Source organism: Psychrobium sp. 1_MG-2023 (assembly GCF_030689115.1).
Taxonomy (GTDB): domain Bacteria; phylum Pseudomonadota; class Gammaproteobacteria; order Enterobacterales; family Psychrobiaceae; genus Psychrobium.
The window spans coordinates 32,327-52,668 of the sequence record NZ_JAUYVJ010000015.1 but is presented as its reverse complement, the minus strand read 5'-3'; the positions used below and the strand labels follow the sequence as shown (position 1 = coordinate 52,668).

Below are 20,342 nucleotides of genomic sequence, written 5' to 3'. Positions count from 1 at the left end.
TGGTTACGGAGTTTGTTTTTTATGAAATCATATAATGAATTAGGTCATGTTGCTTTAGGTACAGCGCTAAGGAATTTAGCAGCGCAGGTATCTCAAGATGCTGAAAATATTTATCAGCAGTTTAATTTCGATATTGAGCCTAAATGGTTTCCGGTGTTTTATGTCTTGGCGTCTAAAGGGGCTAATTCGGTCGTTAATATTGCGAAAGAGATTAAACATTCGCATGTTTCGGTAAGTAAAATTATTAAGGAAATGAAAAAGGCTGACTTAATTGAGAGTTTTAAGTCGAGCGATGACTCTCGTATTACGCTGATATCATTAAATGAGCGAGCCAAGCACATGATTCCAGCCATGGAAAAGCAATGTGCCGCTGTGGATTTAGCGATGCAGCGACTCAATCAAGAAGCTGGGATCGACTTGTGGCAGGCGTTAAACGTGACGCAACAACACTTGAAGTATCACCCGTTGAGTTCGAGAGTTGATGAGCAGCCAAGCGAAAACGCAATTCGTATTGTTGATTATGAACCTAAGTATCAAGCGGCTTTTAAACAAATGAATGTGGAGTGGATCAGCCAATATTGGGAGCTTGAAACGCCAGATTATCAAGCGCTGGATAATCCCGAGCAATATATTACAGAGCAGTCTGGTCACATCCTTATCGCGCTCTATAACGGTGAAGCCGTGGGGTGTTGTGCGTTAATTAAGTACGATAGGAATACGTGGGAGCTGGCCAAAATGGCGGTGTCACCTTCAGCACGTGGCAAAGGCATTGGTTTAGTCTTAGGGCAAAAGATTATAGAGAAAGCACGTCAGTTAGGAGCTAAACGACTCTATTTAGAGAGCAATGATATCTTGGTTCATGCGGTTGATCTCTATGTTAAATTGGGCTTTAAACATATCGATGGGCCTGCATCGCCTTATGAGCGCTGTAATGTGCAGATGGAGTTGTATCTTTAGAGTTAGCTTGTAACTAACGGTCAATGGGGTCAGAGTCGTTGATTTCGTTATCTTGATAGGATTTAGTAGTCTATAGTTAAATAACGATAAACTAATGGACTAGTTTAGGTTATGGCCAGACTCCCGAGGTTAAATCTCCCAAATATCCCACAGCATGTTGTGCAGCGCGGCAACAATCGACAGGTGACGTTTGTTGAAGCCGATGACTATGTTGTGTATTTAGACAAGCTAAAACATTATGCCAAGTTGCATGAAGTCAAAGTGCACGCGTATGTTTTAATGACTAACCATGTGCACTTGTTGGTAACGCCAAGCACAGGGAAAGGCGTGAGTCAGTTAATGCAATCACTAGGCCGCTATTATGTTCGATATTTCAATCAAGCATACAAACGTACCGGGACTCTTTGGGAAGGTCGATACAAGTCAACGCTAGTTGATAGTGATAACTATTTTTTAGTGGTGAGTCGCTATATCGAGTTAAACCCTGTTAGAGCCGGAATGGTCGAGCATCCCGTTGAGTATACTTGGTCAAGTTATCAACATAACGGAGCAGGAAAGAATATCGATTTGATTACTGAACATGCGCTATACCATGACCTAGGGTCAACACCTATAATACGGCAAGAGCGATATCGCATACTATTTACCGATGAAATCCCAGCCATAACGTTAGAGGAAATAAAATCGGCGACAGATAAAATGTGGGTTCTAGGAAGTGAAAAATTTAAACAACAAGTTGAAGTACTTTCAGGTCGGCGAGCATCTCCACTACCCAAGGGCGGAGACAGAAAATCAGTGGTGTTTACAGAAAAGCGTTTGAAGTAAGAATCAACGACTCTGACCCCATTGATATGACCCCATTGATATGACCCCATTGATACACTTAAAACACTCTATTGTTAGTAATATGATGTCGCTAGTGCAGGGTGAGTCATTGAGTTTAGGTGCGGTAAAGCACTTTGACGATATGCCATCCGTGCTTAGTTTTTACTAAGGTGGGTTTTAGGAGCTCGCCAGTAAAACAGACCTTATCAAACGCCGGCACCATTGCACCTTGTTTAAACTCCCCTAAGCTACCGCCTTTTTTGCCCGATGGGCAGTTGGAGTGCTTTTTGGCAAGAGTTTGAAATTTAACTCCCTTTTTCAGTTGCGCTAAGATGTCTTGTGCTTGCTCTTTGTGTTTTACCAAAATATGTAGTGCTGATGCTGTTCTTGCCATAATAACCTCAAATAGCAGTAAAATTTTAAAAAGCCTAGGGCTTGGTTTGCTCTGTACTAGGCTTTGTTGATGGTGGTTGCCTGACCCCGTTGATATGAGGGTAGGGACCAGTGGCTGAAATTAAATATCTAGCTTTTTTGCTTGAGACTTCATGCCTGTAGTTATTTTATTAAATAGCGACTTGGGGAAGTCAGGTGGTAAGAGTTTACTAACATTCTCGATAACTAAGTCTACTTGGTTTACTACAGTGTTAATCATCTCCACAACTTCTTGCTCTGTGAACCCGGCGCTTGTTCCTTGTTTAATAAAATGCCGATACTGTATTTTATCTAAGTGGTAATAGTTTTTACTGCCTCGGATGGCCATCGCCATTTTAACTTTTTGTTTAGCTATTTGGTTTGCTTTGTTACCAATCAATGGGTGTATCGATAATACATCATAAAGAGGTGTTAATTTGTATTGATTGTTTGGTAAGTGCGTAATGCTAAAGTTTTTGGTGTGACCATCTGTTGCAGCTAACAAGAAGAATATAATTTGAGCTTTAAAAAAGTTCTGCTTATCAATCTTAGCGTTATTACTATTTGATAATAGTTTAATGCAGTCATCAATGTTGATGCCACCATCACTTTGGTATTTAAGCAGTGATGAGACACCTTTAGCTTGGCAAAAATCTTCTTGTGGTAAACGAATTATCCATGAATCATCAGCTGATAATTTGCGATCAAACCGTTCCACAATCAATGCTTTCGTTCCTTCAAAAATACCAATATCACAATGAGCAATTGGAATACCAAACTCGGGCATTATTTTTGAGCAAAGCCACTCGTTTTCAACCGATGATTGCATATCCGCTTTCATATTTCCGACTAACCCCATTGGCAACTTGAAAATGTGCGTGGTTGGTGTTTCACCCAATGGCTCACACCATTGATTGTTATGCCAAAGTAATGCCGTTTTCTCTTGTGCACCAGCCAGTGATATGCGTAATTCATTATCGCTGTCTAATTGAGCTAAGGGGGAGAGGTTGACAACGTTCGTGAGTTTTTCTGCAATTTTTGATTCATCTAACGGCTTATACTGAATCTGTTTAATATTTTTGGGTTGATGGCCTTCGGGGAGTAATTGAATTGCGCCAACGCAGTCTCGACCAAGCTCAACAAGCAAGTCAAAAACTTTAACACTGCCAGTATTAAACCTTTTTGCTAAGCGTTCGCGAATATCTCGGCTATCTGGTAGTAGGTTATCGAAGTAATATGAAACCTTTTCCCCTTTAATAATCTGATTACCAGGGGTGAATGGTAGCGATAAAGACAAAGGGCGACCACGCGGATTAGTTAACCATTCATCGGCATACTGTAATTCATCCACGCCGGATTTTACGCGCCAATGACCTACTAACTCACCGTTCATCCATAGCGCTAACGAATTGAGTTTGCGTTGAGCCATTACCACTCATCCTGCAGGTCATTTTGAGGGTGGGGTTTATCTCTTAAATTGTCGTTAGTATTTTCATTACCTATTTCTTTATTATCGACAAATTGTAATTTAACACTCAAAACGTTTAGTACTTTATATAAACGTTCTAGCGTTACTTTTTGCGGCGCACTTTCTAATGCTTGATAACTTTGTTGGCTTATACCAAGTTTTTCTGCAAGTGCTTTTTGTGATAAGCCATGTGACTTACGAAACCCTATTAAGATAGGTTTAAGCTGGTCTAAGGTATTAATTGTATAATTCATGTTGTCACCAAAAAACAAGGTATAGGCTGTATTTGTTAAATACAGTATATAAGCTGTATTTTAGAATAACAACTTATAGGCTGTTATATGTATTTTGATGCATCAACAATGTCATTCTCAGTCGCTGGCACATTAATGACTGAGCCAACTGAATCTAAAGTCAATCAATGGGGTCAGAGTCGTTGATAAGAGTCGTTGATATCTATGCTCGCATATTGAAAGCCTCGCCAATCGAGGCTTGTTATGCACTATCTAAATGACACCGTGACGTTGTTAGCTTCTTAATTATTCGGCTGCCTATGCTCGTTAGACACCCAACTATGCTAGATTTTAGAATCAACGACTCTGACCCCATTGATATGGAATCAACGACTCTGACCCCATTGATATGACCCCATTGATATGACCCCATTGATATGACCCCATTGATACTTATACAGAAACTTTAATGACGCGAATAGAAGTAGCTAACCAGCTCGTCGACGTTATCGTCGACACTGGCTCCTCAACAAGTCAGTTTCCTTACTCTCAATTTAAAGAGCACCAAAAGCATTTTATGGGTATCGAGGTTACAGATATTAGTGACAAAGCAACTCTTAGTAAACTTGGTTTTTTAGAAAATGTTTCTCTATTTGGCCATGGTAAAACTCAATTAAGAGCGACATTTAGTCGTCAATACGCATTTTCGTCGCCGATTTTAGGACTTGACTATTTAATGAGGTTTAATCAGTTTTGCCTCAGAGATGATGGGCTTTTTTTTAACCCTGAACATTGTGGAGACATTCAATCATGGCACTCCATTGAAGTAATAACGCCATTGCAACTTGTCACTGATATTATGGTAGAGGAAACGCCTTTTCGCGTGTTGTTAGATACTGGCGCCTCATTCAGTATGATTAATTATGATAAGCTGACTGACAGGATGAAAAGTAACCTACCGCAAACAGTAAACGAAGCAACTATTATCGGTACGCATAGTCATTTAACAGTGAAAGCCCAAATAGCAGATACCGAGTTCACAATTGATGGCAGAGCATATCGTACTAAGTTTCAGGTCGTATACAACGAGGGAGCCTTTTCACGTCATCACTATGATGCCTCTCTTGGATTGACTTTTTTTGATGCCTTCGAAACAGTAATGTTTGATTTTGAAAATATGAAAATAGGGTTAGGAAGGCAAAGATCTACCCCTCCAGTGATTAATGACTAATTATCATGAATGACCTGTTTCGCTCTGAAGTTATTGTAGTGGAATAGTGAATTTGGTCTCTAAAATACAATCAATGGGGTCACAATCAATGGAATCAACGACTCTGACCCCATTGATAGAATCAACGACTCTGACCCCATTGATATGTGACCCCATTGATATGACCCCATTGATAGCGCTAAAACTATCAATCCCTCCAATTTAAATTATCCAGATGTCGAAAATATTCAATATCTGTGTTGTGCCATTGGTTATCTTTGCCTTAACAATAACTAAGGAGATAAGATATGATTTTACGCGCAAACTACTTTGAACTGGCATCCAAAGAGATACAGATCCTGATGGAGCAGGAAAACTATTTACGTGAACAATTTAGTGCGTCAGCGACAATGTCAGTTGCAATTTGGGAGTTGGTTAAACTGAGAGTGTCCCAAATTAACCAATGCGCTTTTTGTATCGACATGCACAGTAAAGAAGCGCTGAGCCACAGTGAAACTCAGGAGCGTATTATGGGCTTGAATGCGTGGCGTGATATGCCATTTTATTCTGAAACAGAGCTTGTTGCACTGGGTTGGGCTGAACATTTAACCGGCGGTAAATCAACAGAAGAAGCATATTATCAGCAAGTGATACAGGCATTGGGTGAGCAAGCTGTTGTCGATTTAACTTTTGCAATTAATGCCATTAACAGCTGGAACCGAGTGGCAAAAACCTTTAAACCTGAGGTAGGAAGTTATAAACCGCAATAAATTAGTGACGCCAGCATTTAACTTTCAGCTGTCCCATCCATCGGGGCCGCTGTCTGCGTTTGTGCAGGGAATATGGTCAGCATCTGTGCCTCAACCGGATGCGGTTACGAAGCCACTTTACTCTGATGCAGGCAGTGGCATTATGTTTAACCTGTGTGGCGGCGTGAGGATTGGGGGGGGAAGTGTTACCGCAGGGGGTCATCATGCTGCCGATAAAAAAGCAGGCAGAGCGCATCGTGCTTGAAGCTGGCGCCCAAGTGGCTGGCATTCGTTTTAACCCGGCCATTGGCTATGGTGTTTTAGGGCAGCACTACGACAATCCAACCCTGTTATTACCCGAGCAAGATACGCTGTATAACCTCTATCAGATGTACGCTGAGCTTCAAGTTCTACAAGGTAACGAGAGAAAGGTAGACGCTTTGTATCAGTGGGCAGAGCAAACCCTCGATTTTACCAATGTGATCCCTGATTCTTTGGAAAAAGCACTGGCGTGCATCAAACAAGATACCGCACCAGGGCAACTCAGTGACAATCTTGAATTAAGTCAACGGCAAATCGAGCGCCTGTTTAAACACTGGTTGGGCATGACCCCTAAGCATTATCAGCGTATCTTAAGAATTAAAAAAGCCATCTGTTATTTGCGGCAACGTCAAGGTGCCAATTTGGCAGGTGTCGCTCAACAGTTTGGCTTTAGCGATCAAGCTCATATGACGCGAGAGTTTCGCACCATTGCATGCATTACACCGGGGCAGCTATGAACAGCAATTTAGTAAGACCAAGAGATATTTTATCGTTAACTAATCAATGACTCTGACCCCATTGATAGACCCCATTGATACCATTGATAAACAGTTAAATTATTTCTTATTGAATTCTAAGAAGTAGATTTTTGAATTGAGTGATTAGTTCATTTGTGGCGTTATTGTTTCGATATACCATAAATATTGGTCTTTTTATTTGCACTGGTGCTTCAATTTCAAATAACTCTTGAGACGTTAAATGATCAGTTATTAGCTCTGTGGGCAGGTAGGCAAAACCCCCTTTTGATAAAATTACCTCAAGGGCAATCATGGCAGTTGATGTTTTAAAGCTAGGTATCACCTTGTGATGAAGCGCATGCTCTTTTTGAAACGTGATTCCCCAATCAACGAGGATGTAATCTTCTACGTCTCGGTCATAATTTGCGTGTGAGCCAATCAGAGATAAATCAAAGTGGCCAATTAATTCGTTAGTGAATTCGTTATCTTTGATTGGATCCATCAACAAACCGACATCAAGACTCCGATCATCTAACTTTCGTTGAATCGCTTCCCTAACAGAAATCTCCGTGCTGAGCGATACATTATCGAACAGTTCAATAGCATCGTGAATTCTATTGCTGAAGAATGCATCCCAAACATTTGGTGTGGCGGCGATATTAAAAGAGATTTTCTGTTGATTGGCAATGGATAGTGCAACTTTTGATTGTTCCATTTGGCTTATCATTAGATGGGCGTGTGAAAGTAATGCCTCTCCTGAAGGGGTTAATCTTAGGTTGTTTTTCTCACGAATAATTAATTGGGTCGCGTAAAACTCTTCTAATTGTTTGATCCGAGCACTCACGGCGGCAGGTGTGATGTATAGGGTTTCTGCTGCTCTGCCAAAGTGCTTGTTTTCAGCCACCTCTATAAAGGTTTTGAAGACTCTAATGTCCATGTTTTTACCCAAGTTAAATAATGATTTTTCAGACTTTTCCGTTACTGCTATTTCTGCTTAATTACATTGTGCTTTCGTGTTGGTGGTTATGTGTCATGGTACAAAATTAGCTATTTAGAACTACCAATATTAATTTGTCTGATTTTCAATATTTTTAGAATGTTTATGAGAAGCTATTTATAAATAATTTTTAACGTGACGACAATTTTTTTTTAGCAGCCTTAATCACAAGTTTTCTGTATGCTCCGAAAAAAATAACGATACTAATAGAGATGTATCCTTTCTACAGGCTTATTACAATGAAGATCTGTTTTATTATGTACCCTTGGGATCGTATCGAACCTGAGACCGACTCCACCCTCCGACTAATTCATGAATGTGTTAAAAGGGGTCATACCGTAGCGCTTTCTACGGTTAATAACTTAACTATTCGTGACAGTGTTGCCAGTGCTTTTTGTGATGTTTTTACTAATAAAACAAAATATTCAGATAACATTCCTAGCTTTTATAAAACCGCTAACTTTAAGCGGGCACAACTGCCGATCGCTGGCTTTGATGCTGTTATTATGCGTGCCAATCCACCATTAGACACATTAGCGCTAAATTTTTTAGACTCAGTACGTGGTGATACATTCATCATGAATGACCTCGATGGATTACGTGTAGCTAATAATAAAGTTTATACAGCATCTTTTCAGGATACTGAAAGTGAATTTATTCCAGCGACACACGTTTCCAAAAATAGAGATTACCTCGAACGCATTTTTGAAGAGTCACAAAGCGACAAAATGATCTTAAAGCCGTTAGACGGTTACGGTGGTCGAGGTGTCATTGTATTAGAGAAAAGCGCGCGTCAAAGCTTTAGGTCATTGCTGGATTTTTATATCGGTGGTGATGAGCTTGGTAAAGGCAGTAACTATGTTATTTTACAGGAATATGTTCACGGTGCCGAAGAAGGTGATGTACGCATATTAATGCTAAACGGTGAGCCTATTGGGGCGATGAAAAGAGTGCCTGCTTCAAACGATGTTCGTTCGAACGTTCATGCGGGAGGGAATGTTGTGAAGCATAAACTTACTGCCCAAGAGAAAAAACTCTGTAAGTACATTGGCCCTAAACTTGTTCGTGATGGTCTTTATTTTACCGGCATTGATGTTATTGGTGGAAAGTTAATTGAGGTTAATGTGTTAAGTCCTGGAGGGATTGTTCGTATTAACAAGCTAAATAGAGTCAAACTTCAAGCGCAAGTTATCGACTTTGTTGAAAGTGTTGTGCATGCCAAAGAGTTTGTTATGAACCGAAAAACTGAGTTTAGAAAGGTAATCGAAGATGCTAACGCTGTCTGAGAAAGAGTGTATTCAACGCATCAAGAAACGAGAGTGTTTCCACGCTGAAGTTAACAATGGCTCATATATTATAAAAATTGATGAGTACACCCCGCTTGTTTGCGCTGCCATTCACAATGGACATCAACTCCGCTCTGAATTAGCTAATTCGTTCTTGCTATCAAAGCAAGAGCGTTTTTATGAGGAAGATCCGTACACCGATGAGTTAATTTCTTCATTTCCTATTCAACTGATTGGCAATGACTCTCGTTTTGAATATGACTTGAATCGAGCAAAAACACTATCCACCTACTTTAAGACAGCATGGAATAAGCAGGTTTGGCAAAAGCCACTAACCCAAAAGCAGCGTGCTATTAGTCATGCTAAACATGAATCGTTTTACAACGTACTAGAAGCGATAGTGTCGGTTATTGAAAAGCAATTTGGTAACGCCATTATTTTTGATATTCATTCATATAATTACAAACGCATAGAGATGGATACTCCAACGTTTAACATAGGGTCTGGTCAAATAGATGTTGAGCGCTGGGGAAAAGTGATTGGTCAATTTGAGCGACAGCTCAATAAGATTGCTTTACCTAACATTGACTTAAGAGCGGCAACTGATGAAGTTTTTCATGGTAGAGGTTATTTGATCTCTCATATCAATGCACATTTTGATAATACCTTAGTGTTACCTGTCGAGGTAAAAAAAGTGTTTATGGATGAAACTTCCGGTGAAGTGTACCCGTTGGTACTTGAAGACCTTAAGGCTGGGTTTAAAGATGCTATCAGTGAAACTGCGGCTTTTTTTATGCGTAGATATACAAAAAAAACACGTACTCAGAAAGCCGATATATTGTCTTCAAATATTAGCCCTGAAGTTATTGAATTAGACAAAAAATTATTTTCACTGTGTAAGAGTGTTGAAACACTTAATTTTATTAACCCTATTAATTTGGCTGCTCAAAAGAGTCGATTTCTTAAAAAAAATAGTTATATCGCTCCAAACTTTAACTATAAACAGCTAAATTTAAATCCTTATAAATTTCGTGAAAACCTTTATAAACTGCCTGTTGACGATATCTATGATGCCGGTATTTCTCAACTGTATCGTCATGTTATTGATAATTTAGCCAGTAAAATCGATTTGCTGACTTCTATCGGTACTGATGATTTTATTTATAACTCTCTTAAGTATTATGGTGAGCCTAATCAAATTGATATAGCGAATGCGCGCTTTATTTTGCACTTGAATGAAGAAGAATTTGTTGAACCTGATATGACACTTAATGCCGATGATGCTATCGAATACTTTAAGCATCAAGCCCAAAAATGGGGGCTAAAGTGTAAGATAGAAAAGTCAGCAAAAATTGTTGCTAAAGCGATGGTGAACAATGAAAAAGCGTTATTACTGATCAACAAAGAAGCTGAGTTTACGGAAAAAGAGTTGCACGCATTTGCTTATCACGAGTTAGGTATTCATATGCTGACAACGATTAACGCCAAAAAACATCCATTAAAAGTGTTTAGTTTAGGCTTGCCTGGTAACACTCACACGCAAGAAGGTATTGCTTTATATAGTGAATATTGTTCTGGTAATTTAACAATTAAGCGGTTAAAAACGATAGCGTTAAGGGTAGTCGCTGTTCAATATATGTTAGAACATGGTGACTTTGTAAAAACTTATCATGCGCTAATGAATGAGTTTTCTTTAGACAAAGAGTTTGCTTTTACTTTAACTACTCGCGTATATCGAGGTGGTGGATTCACGAAAGATTACTTGTATCTCACTGGCTTTAGAGACGTGTTAAATGTTGCTAAAGAACGTTCTATTGATAATTTATTAGTCGGTAAAACAGGCTTGTTGGACTTTGATGTGGTTTCTGAGATGGTCGAGCGTGGTATGTTACAAAAGCCTGTGTCGCTATTTGATACATCCTATTCAGTTTCAAACGATAAAGTGCTCGATTTTATTGTAAACTCAATAAAATAGATTAATGATAAGTATCAATTGTTTATAAGTGGTTTAAGTTGGTTGGTTAATGAAAGCCTCGCTATTCGAGGCTTTTTCATTGTCTAAAATACGCTTTGATATTGTTAGCGAGTTTACTTTAGTAACCTTCTGAACCTATTTAAAATCCAATAACCCCACATTAGTTTTGATTATACTTATCTAAGCGGCTCACTATTAACGCTCGCCATACCGCCTTATTTTCAGGTTTAAACAAACCAAAGTGACCGATCTTATTAAGGTTTATCTCTTTAGACTGGAGAATTTGTATGTGTTGTTGTGCCTTGGGAAAACGTTTCATTAAATTTTCCTCTGCTAACTAATGTTTTCACAAAAGTGTTGCGTTGACCAATTGAATCTACAGTGACGTTGTTAGCTTCTTAATTACTCGGGTGTTTAGGCTCGTTAGACACCCCATTGGTAGGAATCAACGACTCTGACCCCATTGATAGGAATCAACGACTCTGACCCCATTGATAGGAATCAACTACTCTGACCCCATTGATATGACCCCATTGATATACCATTGATATAAAATGATTAAATTGCGGCCATCAGCGTTAATGGTTAGTTGAATGCTTCAGTGCCTGTCTCTGTGGGCATCTAACCTAAAGTTATCTGAGCTATTTTGAAAATGGTCACAGACCACACCCAATACTGTTTTTTTGCTGATTCTTTGCTTAAAATATCGCTGTTAAACTTAACGCTGCACTCACCGCTTCGGATCTATAATCTCCATAGGTGTTGTAATATAAGCGCTTGTTGTAATCTTTATCGACAAGGCCCAAGACGTTATAAAGGTTTAAACTGAGCTGGAGATTGTCATTTAAAATGTAATGAGCTCCCATATTAAGGAAAAGTTGCTTTTCTGTGCCTTTTTCCCAATCGGCATCCATTAAAGTGAGTCCGTCATTGTTGTATTTGTCCCAGTAATCTCTCACACCGGGGAAGCCCCAATAAGCACGCAACGATGCATTTAAATTAAGCTTGTCACTCCAGACATAATTGTACCTAAGCTTACTGGTGTGATTACTCCAAGCGCTGAGATCGTTACCAAAGCCATAAGGTTTGGCTGTGATGAGCGTATTTGAGTCAGGTGTTGCTAACTCAAAGTCGATCAGTTTGGTATATGAATGCGATAGACTGAATTGATGACTATTAATTACTTTATCAAATTGAAATTCAAAGCCCCACTGCTCTTGTTCGCCAGTGACGATGCTTTGTCGCAGTGTGTTATCCCAACTTAACGCGTCTAATTGAAGGTAGAACAAGCTTAAGCTGTATTGTATTGAGCTTTCTACATGTTCATAACGAGCTTCGATACTGTCGAGAACTTCAGGCTTTTGTTTGTCTGAGCTAATTAAAGCGCTTGCTCGATTATCTTCGGCAAAGTTCATTCGTTGCGAGCGTGTTAGCATTAGCTTGTATGTGTTTATGTCATCATTTGACCACACTAATGATGCACGTGGGGAGAAAAGGTTATTGGTGTAGGTGTTTTTATCTAGTCGTCCGCCAATGAATGTGGTTAGTGCTGGGCTAGCACGCCATTGCCATTCAGTTAATAATGAACTCGTTGTCGTTGACCATGGGGTCATTTCTCCAAGGCGATCACTGGTTGCTTTGCCTCGACCCGACCTTAGGCTGTTTAAACCAAATCGTTCGTAAGATATTTCAGCGCCGATGAAAAAGCTATTATCAGCTATATTGTCCCATTGGCTGCCAATTTTTATAAGCCACTCATCTTCGCGAAAACTAAAGTTTTCACTTTTTTTGGCTGAAAAGGGTGACAGTTGTACATAGTCGAAGGTGTCATAACTTAGCTGAAAAGTGAGCGCTATTTCGTCTTGATAATCATATTGGTGCTTTGCTGTTGCGGTTAATTGTTGGTAACCGTTATCAATCTGCATACGTGCTTGTTCGCCAACACCGACGGGTGGTGCTGCGACAAAAAATACATCTGTTGGCTCAACTTCTCCTGCGCTGGTGTATCGTAGCCAAAAATCGCTATTGCCTTTAGTTAGTTCTAAATGAAACTTGATGGGGGCTTCATCGTCATATTGCGCTCCATCATTAACTCCTACTGGGAAAGGTTGCCCTCGCTTTACTGCCGCATTAGTAGTTAAAGATGTTGCATCAGTACCAAGTACAAGTGGAGCATCCGAGTCATTTGCTCCATCAACCATTGCAATTGCTGCATAAAGGTAGGCACTAATATCGTTATCAAATGTTTTACTGAGACTGCCTTCAATTGAGTGAAATTGATTATTGATTGCGGTCTTAAGTGTAACTTTATTCTCTGAGTGAGTGGAGGCATTGAATGTTTGAATATCAATAACCATGGATACGGCACCAAGGCCGTAGAGCGCGGATCCCGCCCCGCGAATAACATTAATATGTTGAATGTCGCTGAGCATTGGGAAGTTTCGCTCTGAGACTGCTCCGTTATGAGTGTGTTCATTCATTACTCGTCCATTAACTCGGATAAGTAACTTATTTTCTCGGTCACTGATAATGCCCCGGGCGCCGATATGTGAAAACTCCCAATGGTGCCGCACCCACTGAACACCGGGCACATATATATCGAGTAACTCATGGAGAGAGCGCGCCCCAGATAATTGGATGTTATCATTTGAGATGTGAGTCACTGCAGCAGGCGTTTTCAATCGACTAGTCTCAGTTAATGCACCAACACCAGAGACTTTAGTACTCATTAATTGAGCTAAGTCTAGGGAAAATAAGTGTTCGAAATCAGCTTCATCGGCGATTGAGTAACCGCTAAAAAAGATTAAGGAGAGCAGGGTTGATTGGCTTTTTATTTTCATAAATATCAACTAGAAAAATCTTCATATCGTATATTCTTAGGTGAAATTTAAATATAGTATACTAAGTTAACTTGAGCTAATTTTTACTATACTAACTGAAAGGTCATGTTATTTAGGGTAGTTTAAATCAGAATGATTGACTCACTGATTCAAGCTTTGGCGTATATGGTTCAATTAACTGTTGGTTAGGAGTAACTGTTCATTGATGATGTCAGGCTACCAAATCTATAGATTAGTCAGCGTTACTTTACTAGTACTAAGTTTGACTGTTTATAGCTATGTACATGCACAAGAATTTAAGCCCGAGCAGGTTAAGTCAGCCTATATAGTTAGCTTTTTTAAACATATTGATTGGTTATCTACGTCTAGTCGCAAGAGGTATACGTTAGCGATTTATAACCAACCGAAATATGCGAAATACTTATCCCAAGCTTTATTAGACAACCGTATCACAGTCGATAATAAGCCGCTTATTATTATTCCTGCTTCCTCAATTCGTCAGCTTAGAGAAGCCGATGGTGCTTTTATCCCTCAACAATTTAACTCCCAAGTACATGAAATTGCGAGTGCGTTGCGGGGCAGTGATACTTTACTTATTACCAATAACAGTACTAATAAGCACGATGTGATGATTAACCTGTTGCAAAAAGAACGTGAGAATATTATTTCGTTTGAAGTCAATAAGGCTAATTTAGTCTATGAAAAACTGAGAATGTCATCGGAGTTACTACTCCTTGGTGGTAATGAACTTGATGTTGCCATGTTATATCGTGATATTGAAGTTGAAATGCAAAAAAGTAAAAAGCAAAGTGACTCGTTACAAAGAAAGTTAGATCAGCAGGAACAAGCACTTTTGCTGGCGACTGAGCAGTTAAAATTAGCTAAACAGACGTTAAAGTCGTTGAATGTGGAGTTAGAAAAAAATACTCAAGCGACTAAGAAACAAAAATTAGAATTAGCTGAACTTAAAGAAAAAATTCATTTTAAGCAACAGCAATTAGAAATAGATAGAGAAGCATTAAAAGTAGTTACTCAACAGTCTAAATTGACTGAAGAAAAATTAGAGCAGCAACGAAGTTTACTTAAAGAGAAAGAAAGAAAAAACAGTCAGATCTTGGCCGTTGTTAAAAAGAATGCTCACGTATTGTCTGAACAAGAAGTTGAGATAAAAAAACAACAAGGTGAGATAGAAAGGCAGGGGGTAGATCTCCAAGGAAAGTCTAAAGTCATTGACAGTCAGAAGACATATTTATTGTTAACCACTTCATTGGCCTTAGTGTCTTTTATCGGAATTTTGTTGATTGTGGTCTTTTTTAATAAAAACCGTAAAACCACTAAAAAGTTAAAGAAAACATTACGTAACTTAAACGATACACAAGCTCAACTTGTTCAGTCTGAAAAGATGGCCTCATTAGGCCGCTTGGTGGCTGGGGTTGCTCATGAAGTAAATACTCCTTTAGGGGTCGCCATCACGGCTGGGAGCCTAACATCTGAGGGAGTGGAAAGGTTAAAAGAAAAAGTCGTTGCGAGTTCATTAAGTAAGGATGATTTGGATAGCTTTTTAGACCGCTCAACTAAATCAATGGCTATGTCAGAGGGTGCGTTAATTAAAGTTAAAAAGTTATTAGATAATTTTAAGCTAGTAGCAGCCGACCAAACGTTGAGTGAGTTTAGGCAAATTAATTTACCTCACTATGTAGATGAGGTTATGTCGACACTTTCATCTGAATTGACGAAACATCAGGTTACGTTTCAGTTAAACAGCGTCGATGAATTAATGATTAGTACTCGCCCCGGCACCCTTTCACAGGTGCTGTCAAATCTGGTGATGAACTCAATTATTCATGGCTTTTCGGATAAAGATTATGGTGAGATTAATGTCGATATTATTTTGCAATCTGACGATTTGGTTGAAGTGAATTATCGAGATAATGGTAAAGGAATGGATAGCCATGCGCTCGCAAATATATTTGAGCCTTTTTTCACTACACAACGAGGCAAAGGTAGCACAGGGCTAGGGATGAATATCGTTTACAACTTGGTCTGCCAGCAGCTACAGGGGACAATTACTGTTGACTCAAAGCAGAACAAGGGAATGAGTGTTAAGTTATTGCTACCAGTTAATTTAACGAGGGAAGAGGGGGAGTGTTAATCACGCCTAAATAATTACAGGCTCAATTGCGAGGCTGCATGCTTTCGCCACAATAAGTTTATTAACAATGTTTGAATGTGAAAGGGTGGCCTTTAGCTCTAACCATGAACACTATTCATCAAGCAATGAATTTATATCATTGTTATTCATCGAATAAATATAAGTACAATTGCTTTTAGATCTAACACTTGCGACGATACCGTCGTAACATCGATGGCAAGCTCTTTGCCTATTATTGAATAGAGAAGTAGTTGTAAATGGATATCATAGAATTTATCACAAGTAATCTTTCAACCTTATTGGCCTTGGTTGCCACAGGTATTTTTGCCGGTGTTTTAGCTGGTTTGTTGGGGGTTGGTGGCGGTATTGTCATTGTACCGGTGTTGTTTTTCTTATTTCAGAGCTTTGGTGTCTCACCTGAATCAGCGATGATCGTGGCGACAGCGACGTCGTTGGCGACTATAGTTCCCACCTCGGTTAGCTCAATTCGCTCTCATCACCAAAAGGGCAATGTTGATTTTGAACTGCTTAAGCGCTGGGCTGTCTTTATTCTTCTTGGGGTATTGGCCGGCAGTTGGTTAGTGACTCGGGTTGATGGCACTCTATTGACGATGTTATTTGGTGTGATTGCAACCTTATCTGCGCTAAACATGCTGTTAAGAACGGGTAAGTCAGCGGTGTTCCAACAGTTACCCGGCCAAGCTGGGCAAACGGTAATGGGTTCATCGATTGGCTTTTTTAGTTCAATGATTGGCATTGGTGGCGGTACATTGTCGGTGCCACTGCTGACCTTATTTAATTATCCAGCGCATAAGGCTGTTGGTACAGCTGCTGCAATAGGGTTAATTATTTCGTTGCCAGGTGCGTTGACTATGCTGGTAATGGGCAGCACACCAAGCGACGCTCCTGTGGGCACCTTTGGTTTGGTTAACCTTATTGGTTTTATTTGTATTGTACCGCTGACGGTGTTGTTTGCACCTGTTGGTGCGTCATTAGCGTCTAAATTGGATGGAGCAAAGCTTAAGAAGGTTTTTGCTGTGGTATTGCTGGTGACTGGACTTCGGATGTTGGGACAACTGTTTTTGTAAACTGTTAGTCGTTCTGGAGGTGCTTTATTTTGGCTCTCCCTTTCGTGGTCCTGAAAGTGTGTTATTCAGGACCTCGGCTCTTTCGGGTGTTGGCAGTGTTGTTTCTAAGACTTATTGCTTTGAAGCTAATAGCTCTTGGCGAACAATCGCTGCGCCTGCACTTAAGGCGTTAAGTTTTCCCCTAGCGACTTCACGAGCTAAGGGTGCCATACCGCAATTAGTTGATGGGTAAAGCTTGTCTGCATCGACATACTTGAGTGCTTGGCGCAGTGTTTCAGCGACTTCTTCTGGTGTTTCAATGGTGTCGGTTGCCACATCAATAGCACCGACCATGACTTTTTTACCGCGAATCAGTTCAAGTAGTTCGATTGGCACACGCGAGTTTTGGCATTCTAGTGAGATAATATCGATATTAGATTGTTGGAGCTTAGGGAACACCTCTTCGTATTGACGCCATTGCGAGCCCAAAGTCTTTTTCCAATCGGTATTGGCTTTGATGCCATAGCCATAACAAATGTGCACAGCGGTTTCACACTTAAGCCCTTCAATTGCTCTTTCTAAGCAAGCGATGCCCCAGGCATTAACTTCATCAAAGAATACATTAAATGCTGGCTCATCAAATTGGATGATATCAACACCTGCCGCCTCTAGCTCTTTGGCTTCTTGGTTAAGAATTTTGGCAAACTCCCACGCGAGTTGCTCGCGGCTTTTATAGTGATCATCATACAGGGTATCGACCATGGTCATTGGACCCGGTAGCGCCCACTTTATCGGTTTGTTGGTTTGCTGGCGTAAAAACTTAGCATCATCAACAAACACAGGTTTTTGACGACTAACGGGACCAACAACCGATGGCACACTGGCATCATAACGGTCACGAATTTTAACGGTTTTACGCTGCTCAAAATCAACACCATCAAGATGTTCAATAAAGGTGGTTACAAAATGTTGGCGGGTTTGTTCGCCATCACTGACAATGTCAACGCCCGCTTGTTGTTGTTCTTGTAATGACACTCGTAATGCATCGTGTTTACCATCAACTAACTCGTGATCTTGTAATTTCCAAGGTGACCAAAGTGTTTCTGGTTGCGCTAACCAAGACGGTTTAGGCAAACTGCCCGCTGTTGATGTTGGTAGTAGTGGTTTCTTAATAAGTGTGTTCATTATATATGCCGTTATCTCGTTAGATTAATTAAAGCGCGTAATTCGTTGACCATTGTTCAAGCACAGTTTGGTAAGGTTTAATGAAGTGCTCTTGTGCAAACTTGCCTTGTGCAATGGCTAATTGGCTACGCTCTTCGCGGTCATAAACTATTTGAGTGAGCGAATGATCCTGGTTCTTCAAGTTAGGTTGGTAACGTTGTCCGGCAACGGCATTAGCGTTATAAATTTCAGGTCGATAGATTCGTTGGAACGTACTCATGGTGCTAATGGTGCTAATAAGCTCAAGATTAGTGTAATCATTGAGTAAATCACCAAAAAAGTAGAATGCAAAAGGTGCAACACTGTTTGGCGGCATAAAATAGCGCACTTGTAAGCCCATCTTTTTAAAATACTGCTCAGTTAAAGAGGACTCATTAGGTAGATATTCGACCCCTAATACGGGGTGTTGATTTTCCGTGCGTTGATAAGTTTTGTTATCCGATACGCTCAGGCAAATCACAGGTGGCTTTTTAAAGTGTTGCTTGTAAGCGTCTGAGTTAACAAAATATTTAAATAGCTTACCGTGCAGATCACCAAAATCATCTGGAATGCTAAATTGTGGTTTGCCCTTGTTATGGTCTAGCAGTAATACGCTAAAGTCATAATCGCGTACATACGAAGAGAAATTATTGCCGACAATGCCTTCAATACGTTCGTTGGTTTTGCGATCAACAATGTTGGTTTTTAATACTTCAATCGATGGGAAGGTTTCACCACTGTCTTGAATGTCCATATCAATAGAGATGATTTCAAGTTCAACATTATAACGATCGCCAGTGGGGTTGTCCCAGTTTGCCAAGGCATTAAAGCTATTATCAACCATCTTTAACGCGTTGCGTAAGTTCGCTTGGCGGCTCTCGCCTCTCGCTAAATTAGCAAAGTTAGTGGTAGCACGTGTATTGTCTGATGGACGGTAGTTTTCATCGAGACAAATACTTTTGATGGTAAATGTAAAATCGTTATTCATGGTGAGCTGGTATCCGCTGTCGCTAATCTAAAATCTGAATATATTTATACGTGGTTCATATCATGAATAAAATTGATTTAAATTCATTAAACAATGAAATTTGTTCATGACTTTGTTTTAGGCTTTAGGCTTTAGGAAGCAGGTGACTATGTAAAATGGCTTTTGCCAAAGGAGTTATGTAAAAGGCGTTATGCCAAAGTAGCTATCGCAAAGGTGCTGTGTGTCTTGATTAGGCGCTGTTGGTTGCCAGCGCTTTATCTTTCTTTGATACGATTAAGGTAAACAAGCTCGCAGAAATAAACATAAACAGGCTATAAATGCTGGGTGCAATCGACATTGCATTGCTATGTAACATACTACTGGTGACTAATAGTGCTAATGTACCGTTTTGTAAGCCGACTTCCAAAGTAATGGTGCGAGACTGAGCTTCATTACTGAGCAATAGCTTGCCAGCTAAATAACCTAAGCCCATGGTGATAATATTTAATGCGATGACCGCTGGTCCGGTTAGTATTGCGAAATCGACAAGTTTTTGCCCCAGCTTTATGCAGATACTAAGGATAACCAACGCCAGCACCGAAACAGAAAAACCACTGACAAAGGGCTGTGCTCTGTGGGCGAACGCCTGCCATTTTGCCCGTATTACCATCCCGATGAGCACAGGGATCACCGTGACGACCATCAATTTTAGCCAAGTAATAACTATCGGTAATTTGATTTGCGCCTCACCACCACTATAGAAGGTGATAGCCCAAGCCGTCAGCAATGGAATGGTAAAGGGGGTCACAAAACCAATGATCGCGGTTAAAGTGACTGACAACCCAACATCAGCTTTAGCCAAGTAACTATATAAATTAGAGGTTGTGCCACCGGGGCACAGGGCGAGAACAAACAAACCAATCGCCAGTTCACCTGACAACTCTGTGAGGGCAATAATGACTATGGCGACCAGAGGTAAGAGCAACATCTGACAAAGAGCACCAATAATAAAGCTTTTCGGTTGTTTAAATACACGCGTAAAATCGACAGGTGTTAAACTCAGGCCCACCCCAATCATGATAAGAATTAGCGCAATTGGCAACCCGATATCGGTCAGAGCTTGCGGCATGGTTTACCTCCTCATTACTTGGCTGGGCACTCGCGGATGAAGCATAAGGTGTGAGTGCTGCAACCCTGTAAACTGGTGCTATAAATTCACCGAA

The 20,342-nt window shown here is 40.2% G+C and carries 20 protein-coding genes; 10 read left to right on the top strand and 10 right to left on the bottom strand.

Annotation, left to right across the window (positions count from 1 at the left end; genetic code table 11):
- Window positions 1-21 precede the first annotated feature (21 nt).
- Together Q8W26_RS09585 and Q8W26_RS09580 are read left to right on the top strand one after the other, a co-directional pair.
- Window positions 22-957, top strand: a complete 936-nt coding sequence (locus tag Q8W26_RS09585; protein ID WP_101215489.1) for a helix-turn-helix domain-containing GNAT family N-acetyltransferase — start codon at window positions 22-24, stop codon at window positions 955-957.
- Between the two features lie 111 nt (window positions 958-1,068).
- Window positions 1,069-1,782: a transposase gene (locus Q8W26_RS09580; RefSeq protein WP_101215488.1), complete on the top strand. Its 714-nt coding sequence runs from the start codon at window positions 1,069-1,071 to the stop codon at window positions 1,780-1,782.
- A gap of 115 nt (window positions 1,783-1,897) precedes the next feature.
- On the opposite strand, the gene ppiC is transcribed toward Q8W26_RS09580, so the two are convergent.
- The 3 genes from ppiC to Q8W26_RS09565 form a co-directional block, all read right to left on the bottom strand.
- On the bottom strand, window positions 1,898-2,176 hold the full coding sequence (gene ppiC, locus Q8W26_RS09575; RefSeq protein WP_101215487.1) for a peptidylprolyl isomerase PpiC: 279 nt from the start codon (window positions 2,174-2,176) through the stop codon (window positions 1,898-1,900).
- A 120-nt stretch (window positions 2,177-2,296) separates the two neighbouring features.
- Window positions 2,297-3,622, bottom strand: coding sequence for a type II toxin-antitoxin system HipA family toxin (locus Q8W26_RS09570; RefSeq protein WP_101215486.1), 1,326 nt, complete (start codon window positions 3,620-3,622; stop codon window positions 2,297-2,299).
- Window positions 3,622-3,915 (bottom strand): helix-turn-helix transcriptional regulator, encoded by a 294-nt coding sequence (locus Q8W26_RS09565; protein WP_101215485.1) that lies wholly within the window; start codon window positions 3,913-3,915, stop codon window positions 3,622-3,624. Before Q8W26_RS09565 ends, Q8W26_RS09570 begins: the two co-directional genes overlap by 1 nt.
- A gap of 87 nt (window positions 3,916-4,002) precedes the next feature.
- Here Q8W26_RS09565 and Q8W26_RS17930 point away from each other — a divergent pair, with 87 nt between their 5' ends.
- Window positions 4,003-4,101: a hypothetical protein gene (locus tag Q8W26_RS17930; RefSeq protein ID WP_370694273.1), complete on the top strand. Its 99-nt coding sequence runs from the start codon at window positions 4,003-4,005 to the stop codon at window positions 4,099-4,101.
- Between the two features lie 262 nt (window positions 4,102-4,363).
- Window positions 4,364-5,125 carry a hypothetical protein gene (locus tag Q8W26_RS09560; protein ID WP_101215484.1) on the top strand — a complete coding sequence of 254 codons (762 nt, stop codon included), beginning with the start codon at window positions 4,364-4,366 and terminating at the stop codon, window positions 5,123-5,125.
- A gap of 30 nt (window positions 5,126-5,155) precedes the next feature.
- Here Q8W26_RS09560 and Q8W26_RS09555 read toward each other — a convergent pair whose 3' ends face one another.
- The gene (locus Q8W26_RS09555; RefSeq protein WP_305473200.1) at window positions 5,156-5,281 is read right to left on the bottom strand and encodes a hypothetical protein; all 126 of its coding nucleotides are present in this window, start codon (window positions 5,279-5,281) and stop codon (window positions 5,156-5,158) included.
- A 131-nt stretch (window positions 5,282-5,412) separates the two neighbouring features.
- Between Q8W26_RS09555 and Q8W26_RS09550 the strand changes: the two genes are divergently transcribed.
- Window positions 5,413-5,874, top strand: coding sequence for a carboxymuconolactone decarboxylase family protein (locus tag Q8W26_RS09550; protein WP_101215483.1), 462 nt, complete (start codon window positions 5,413-5,415; stop codon window positions 5,872-5,874).
- A gap of 203 nt (window positions 5,875-6,077) precedes the next feature.
- Window positions 6,078-6,632 (top strand): helix-turn-helix domain-containing protein, encoded by a 555-nt coding sequence (locus Q8W26_RS09545; protein WP_305473198.1) that lies wholly within the window; start codon window positions 6,078-6,080, stop codon window positions 6,630-6,632.
- Window positions 6,633-6,738: 106 nt separating this feature from the next.
- On the opposite strand, the gene Q8W26_RS09540 is transcribed toward Q8W26_RS09545, so the two are convergent.
- On the bottom strand, window positions 6,739-7,569 hold the full coding sequence (locus Q8W26_RS09540) for a LysR family transcriptional regulator (RefSeq protein ID WP_101215482.1): 831 nt from the start codon (window positions 7,567-7,569) through the stop codon (window positions 6,739-6,741).
- A gap of 299 nt (window positions 7,570-7,868) precedes the next feature.
- Here Q8W26_RS09540 and gshB point away from each other — a divergent pair, with 299 nt between their 5' ends.
- Together gshB and Q8W26_RS09530 are read left to right on the top strand one after the other, a co-directional pair.
- Window positions 7,869-8,915 carry a glutathione synthase gene (gene gshB, locus Q8W26_RS09535; RefSeq protein WP_101215481.1) on the top strand — a complete coding sequence of 349 codons (1,047 nt, stop codon included), beginning with the start codon at window positions 7,869-7,871 and terminating at the stop codon, window positions 8,913-8,915.
- Entirely contained in the window at window positions 8,899-10,890 is a 1,992-nt protein-coding gene (locus Q8W26_RS09530) for a flavohemoglobin expression-modulating QEGLA motif protein (protein WP_101215480.1), read from the top strand. Before gshB ends, Q8W26_RS09530 begins: the two co-directional genes overlap by 17 nt.
- Window positions 10,891-11,050: 160 nt before the next feature.
- On the opposite strand, the gene Q8W26_RS09525 is transcribed toward Q8W26_RS09530, so the two are convergent.
- Together Q8W26_RS09525 and Q8W26_RS09520 are read right to left on the bottom strand one after the other, a co-directional pair.
- Window positions 11,051-11,209: a hypothetical protein gene (locus tag Q8W26_RS09525; RefSeq protein WP_305473195.1), complete on the bottom strand. Its 159-nt coding sequence runs from the start codon at window positions 11,207-11,209 to the stop codon at window positions 11,051-11,053.
- 379 nt (window positions 11,210-11,588) lie between these two features.
- Entirely contained in the window at window positions 11,589-13,730 is a 2,142-nt protein-coding gene (locus Q8W26_RS09520) for a TonB-dependent siderophore receptor (protein ID WP_101215479.1), read from the bottom strand.
- Between the two features lie 205 nt (window positions 13,731-13,935).
- On the opposite strand from Q8W26_RS09520, the gene Q8W26_RS09515 reads away from it, so the two are divergent.
- Both Q8W26_RS09515 and Q8W26_RS09510 read left to right on the top strand, forming a co-directional pair.
- On the top strand, window positions 13,936-15,882 hold the full coding sequence (locus tag Q8W26_RS09515; RefSeq protein WP_101215478.1) for a YfiR/HmsC family protein: 1,947 nt from the start codon (window positions 13,936-13,938) through the stop codon (window positions 15,880-15,882).
- Window positions 15,883-16,139: 257 nt separating this feature from the next.
- Entirely contained in the window at window positions 16,140-16,970 is an 831-nt protein-coding gene (locus Q8W26_RS09510; RefSeq protein ID WP_101215477.1) for a sulfite exporter TauE/SafE family protein, read from the top strand.
- A 111-nt stretch (window positions 16,971-17,081) separates the two neighbouring features.
- Here the strand turns inward: Q8W26_RS09510 and Q8W26_RS09505 are convergent, their stop codons facing one another.
- From Q8W26_RS09505 to Q8W26_RS09495, 3 genes are all read right to left on the bottom strand, one after another.
- On the bottom strand, window positions 17,082-18,134 hold the full coding sequence (locus Q8W26_RS09505; RefSeq protein WP_101215476.1) for a methionine synthase: 1,053 nt from the start codon (window positions 18,132-18,134) through the stop codon (window positions 17,082-17,084).
- Between the two features lie 28 nt (window positions 18,135-18,162).
- The gene (locus Q8W26_RS09500; protein WP_101215475.1) at window positions 18,163-19,140 is read right to left on the bottom strand and encodes a DUF1852 domain-containing protein; all 978 of its coding nucleotides are present in this window, start codon (window positions 19,138-19,140) and stop codon (window positions 18,163-18,165) included.
- Between the two features lie 229 nt (window positions 19,141-19,369).
- Window positions 19,370-20,248: a bile acid:sodium symporter family protein gene (locus Q8W26_RS09495; protein ID WP_101215474.1), complete on the bottom strand. Its 879-nt coding sequence runs from the start codon at window positions 20,246-20,248 to the stop codon at window positions 19,370-19,372.
- Between the last annotated feature and the right edge of the window lie 94 nt (window positions 20,249-20,342).

What these genes read in the sequence shown, in the direction of transcription:
- Q8W26_RS17930 (WP_370694273.1), top strand. Translation starts at nt 4,003, where the DNA reads ATGTATTTTGATGCATCAACAATGTCATTCTCAGTCGCTGGCACATTA.
- Q8W26_RS09505 (WP_101215476.1), bottom strand. Translation starts at nt 18,134, where the DNA reads ATGAACACACTTATTAAGAAACCACTACTACCAACATCAACAGCGGGC.
- ppiC (WP_101215487.1), bottom strand. Translation starts at nt 2,176, where the DNA reads ATGGCAAGAACAGCATCAGCACTACATATTTTGGTAAAACACAAAGAG.
- gshB (WP_101215481.1), top strand. Translation starts at nt 7,869, where the DNA reads ATGAAGATCTGTTTTATTATGTACCCTTGGGATCGTATCGAACCTGAG.
- Q8W26_RS09565 (WP_101215485.1), bottom strand. Translation starts at nt 3,915, where the DNA reads ATGAATTATACAATTAATACCTTAGACCAGCTTAAACCTATCTTAATA.
- Q8W26_RS09555 (WP_305473200.1), bottom strand. Translation starts at nt 5,281, where the DNA reads ATGGGGTCACATATCAATGGGGTCAGAGTCGTTGATTCTATCAATGGG.
- Q8W26_RS09495 (WP_101215474.1), bottom strand. Translation starts at nt 20,248, where the DNA reads ATGCCGCAAGCTCTGACCGATATCGGGTTGCCAATTGCGCTAATTCTT.
- Q8W26_RS09500 (WP_101215475.1), bottom strand. Translation starts at nt 19,140, where the DNA reads ATGAATAACGATTTTACATTTACCATCAAAAGTATTTGTCTCGATGAA.
- Q8W26_RS09530 (WP_101215480.1), top strand. Translation starts at nt 8,899, where the DNA reads ATGCTAACGCTGTCTGAGAAAGAGTGTATTCAACGCATCAAGAAACGA.
- Q8W26_RS09560 (WP_101215484.1), top strand. Translation starts at nt 4,364, where the DNA reads ATGACGCGAATAGAAGTAGCTAACCAGCTCGTCGACGTTATCGTCGAC.
- Q8W26_RS09510 (WP_101215477.1), top strand. Translation starts at nt 16,140, where the DNA reads ATGGATATCATAGAATTTATCACAAGTAATCTTTCAACCTTATTGGCC.
- Q8W26_RS09540 (WP_101215482.1), bottom strand. Translation starts at nt 7,569, where the DNA reads ATGGACATTAGAGTCTTCAAAACCTTTATAGAGGTGGCTGAAAACAAG.
- Q8W26_RS09520 (WP_101215479.1), bottom strand. Translation starts at nt 13,730, where the DNA reads ATGAAAATAAAAAGCCAATCAACCCTGCTCTCCTTAATCTTTTTTAGC.
- Q8W26_RS09570 (WP_101215486.1), bottom strand. Translation starts at nt 3,622, where the DNA reads ATGGCTCAACGCAAACTCAATTCGTTAGCGCTATGGATGAACGGTGAG.
- Q8W26_RS09550 (WP_101215483.1), top strand. Translation starts at nt 5,413, where the DNA reads ATGATTTTACGCGCAAACTACTTTGAACTGGCATCCAAAGAGATACAG.
- Q8W26_RS09585 (WP_101215489.1), top strand. Translation starts at nt 22, where the DNA reads ATGAAATCATATAATGAATTAGGTCATGTTGCTTTAGGTACAGCGCTA.
- Q8W26_RS09580 (WP_101215488.1), top strand. Translation starts at nt 1,069, where the DNA reads ATGGCCAGACTCCCGAGGTTAAATCTCCCAAATATCCCACAGCATGTT.
- Q8W26_RS09515 (WP_101215478.1), top strand. Translation starts at nt 13,936, where the DNA reads ATGATGTCAGGCTACCAAATCTATAGATTAGTCAGCGTTACTTTACTA.
- Q8W26_RS09525 (WP_305473195.1), bottom strand. Translation starts at nt 11,209, where the DNA reads ATGAAACGTTTTCCCAAGGCACAACAACACATACAAATTCTCCAGTCT.
- Q8W26_RS09545 (WP_305473198.1), top strand. Translation starts at nt 6,078, where the DNA reads ATGCTGCCGATAAAAAAGCAGGCAGAGCGCATCGTGCTTGAAGCTGGC.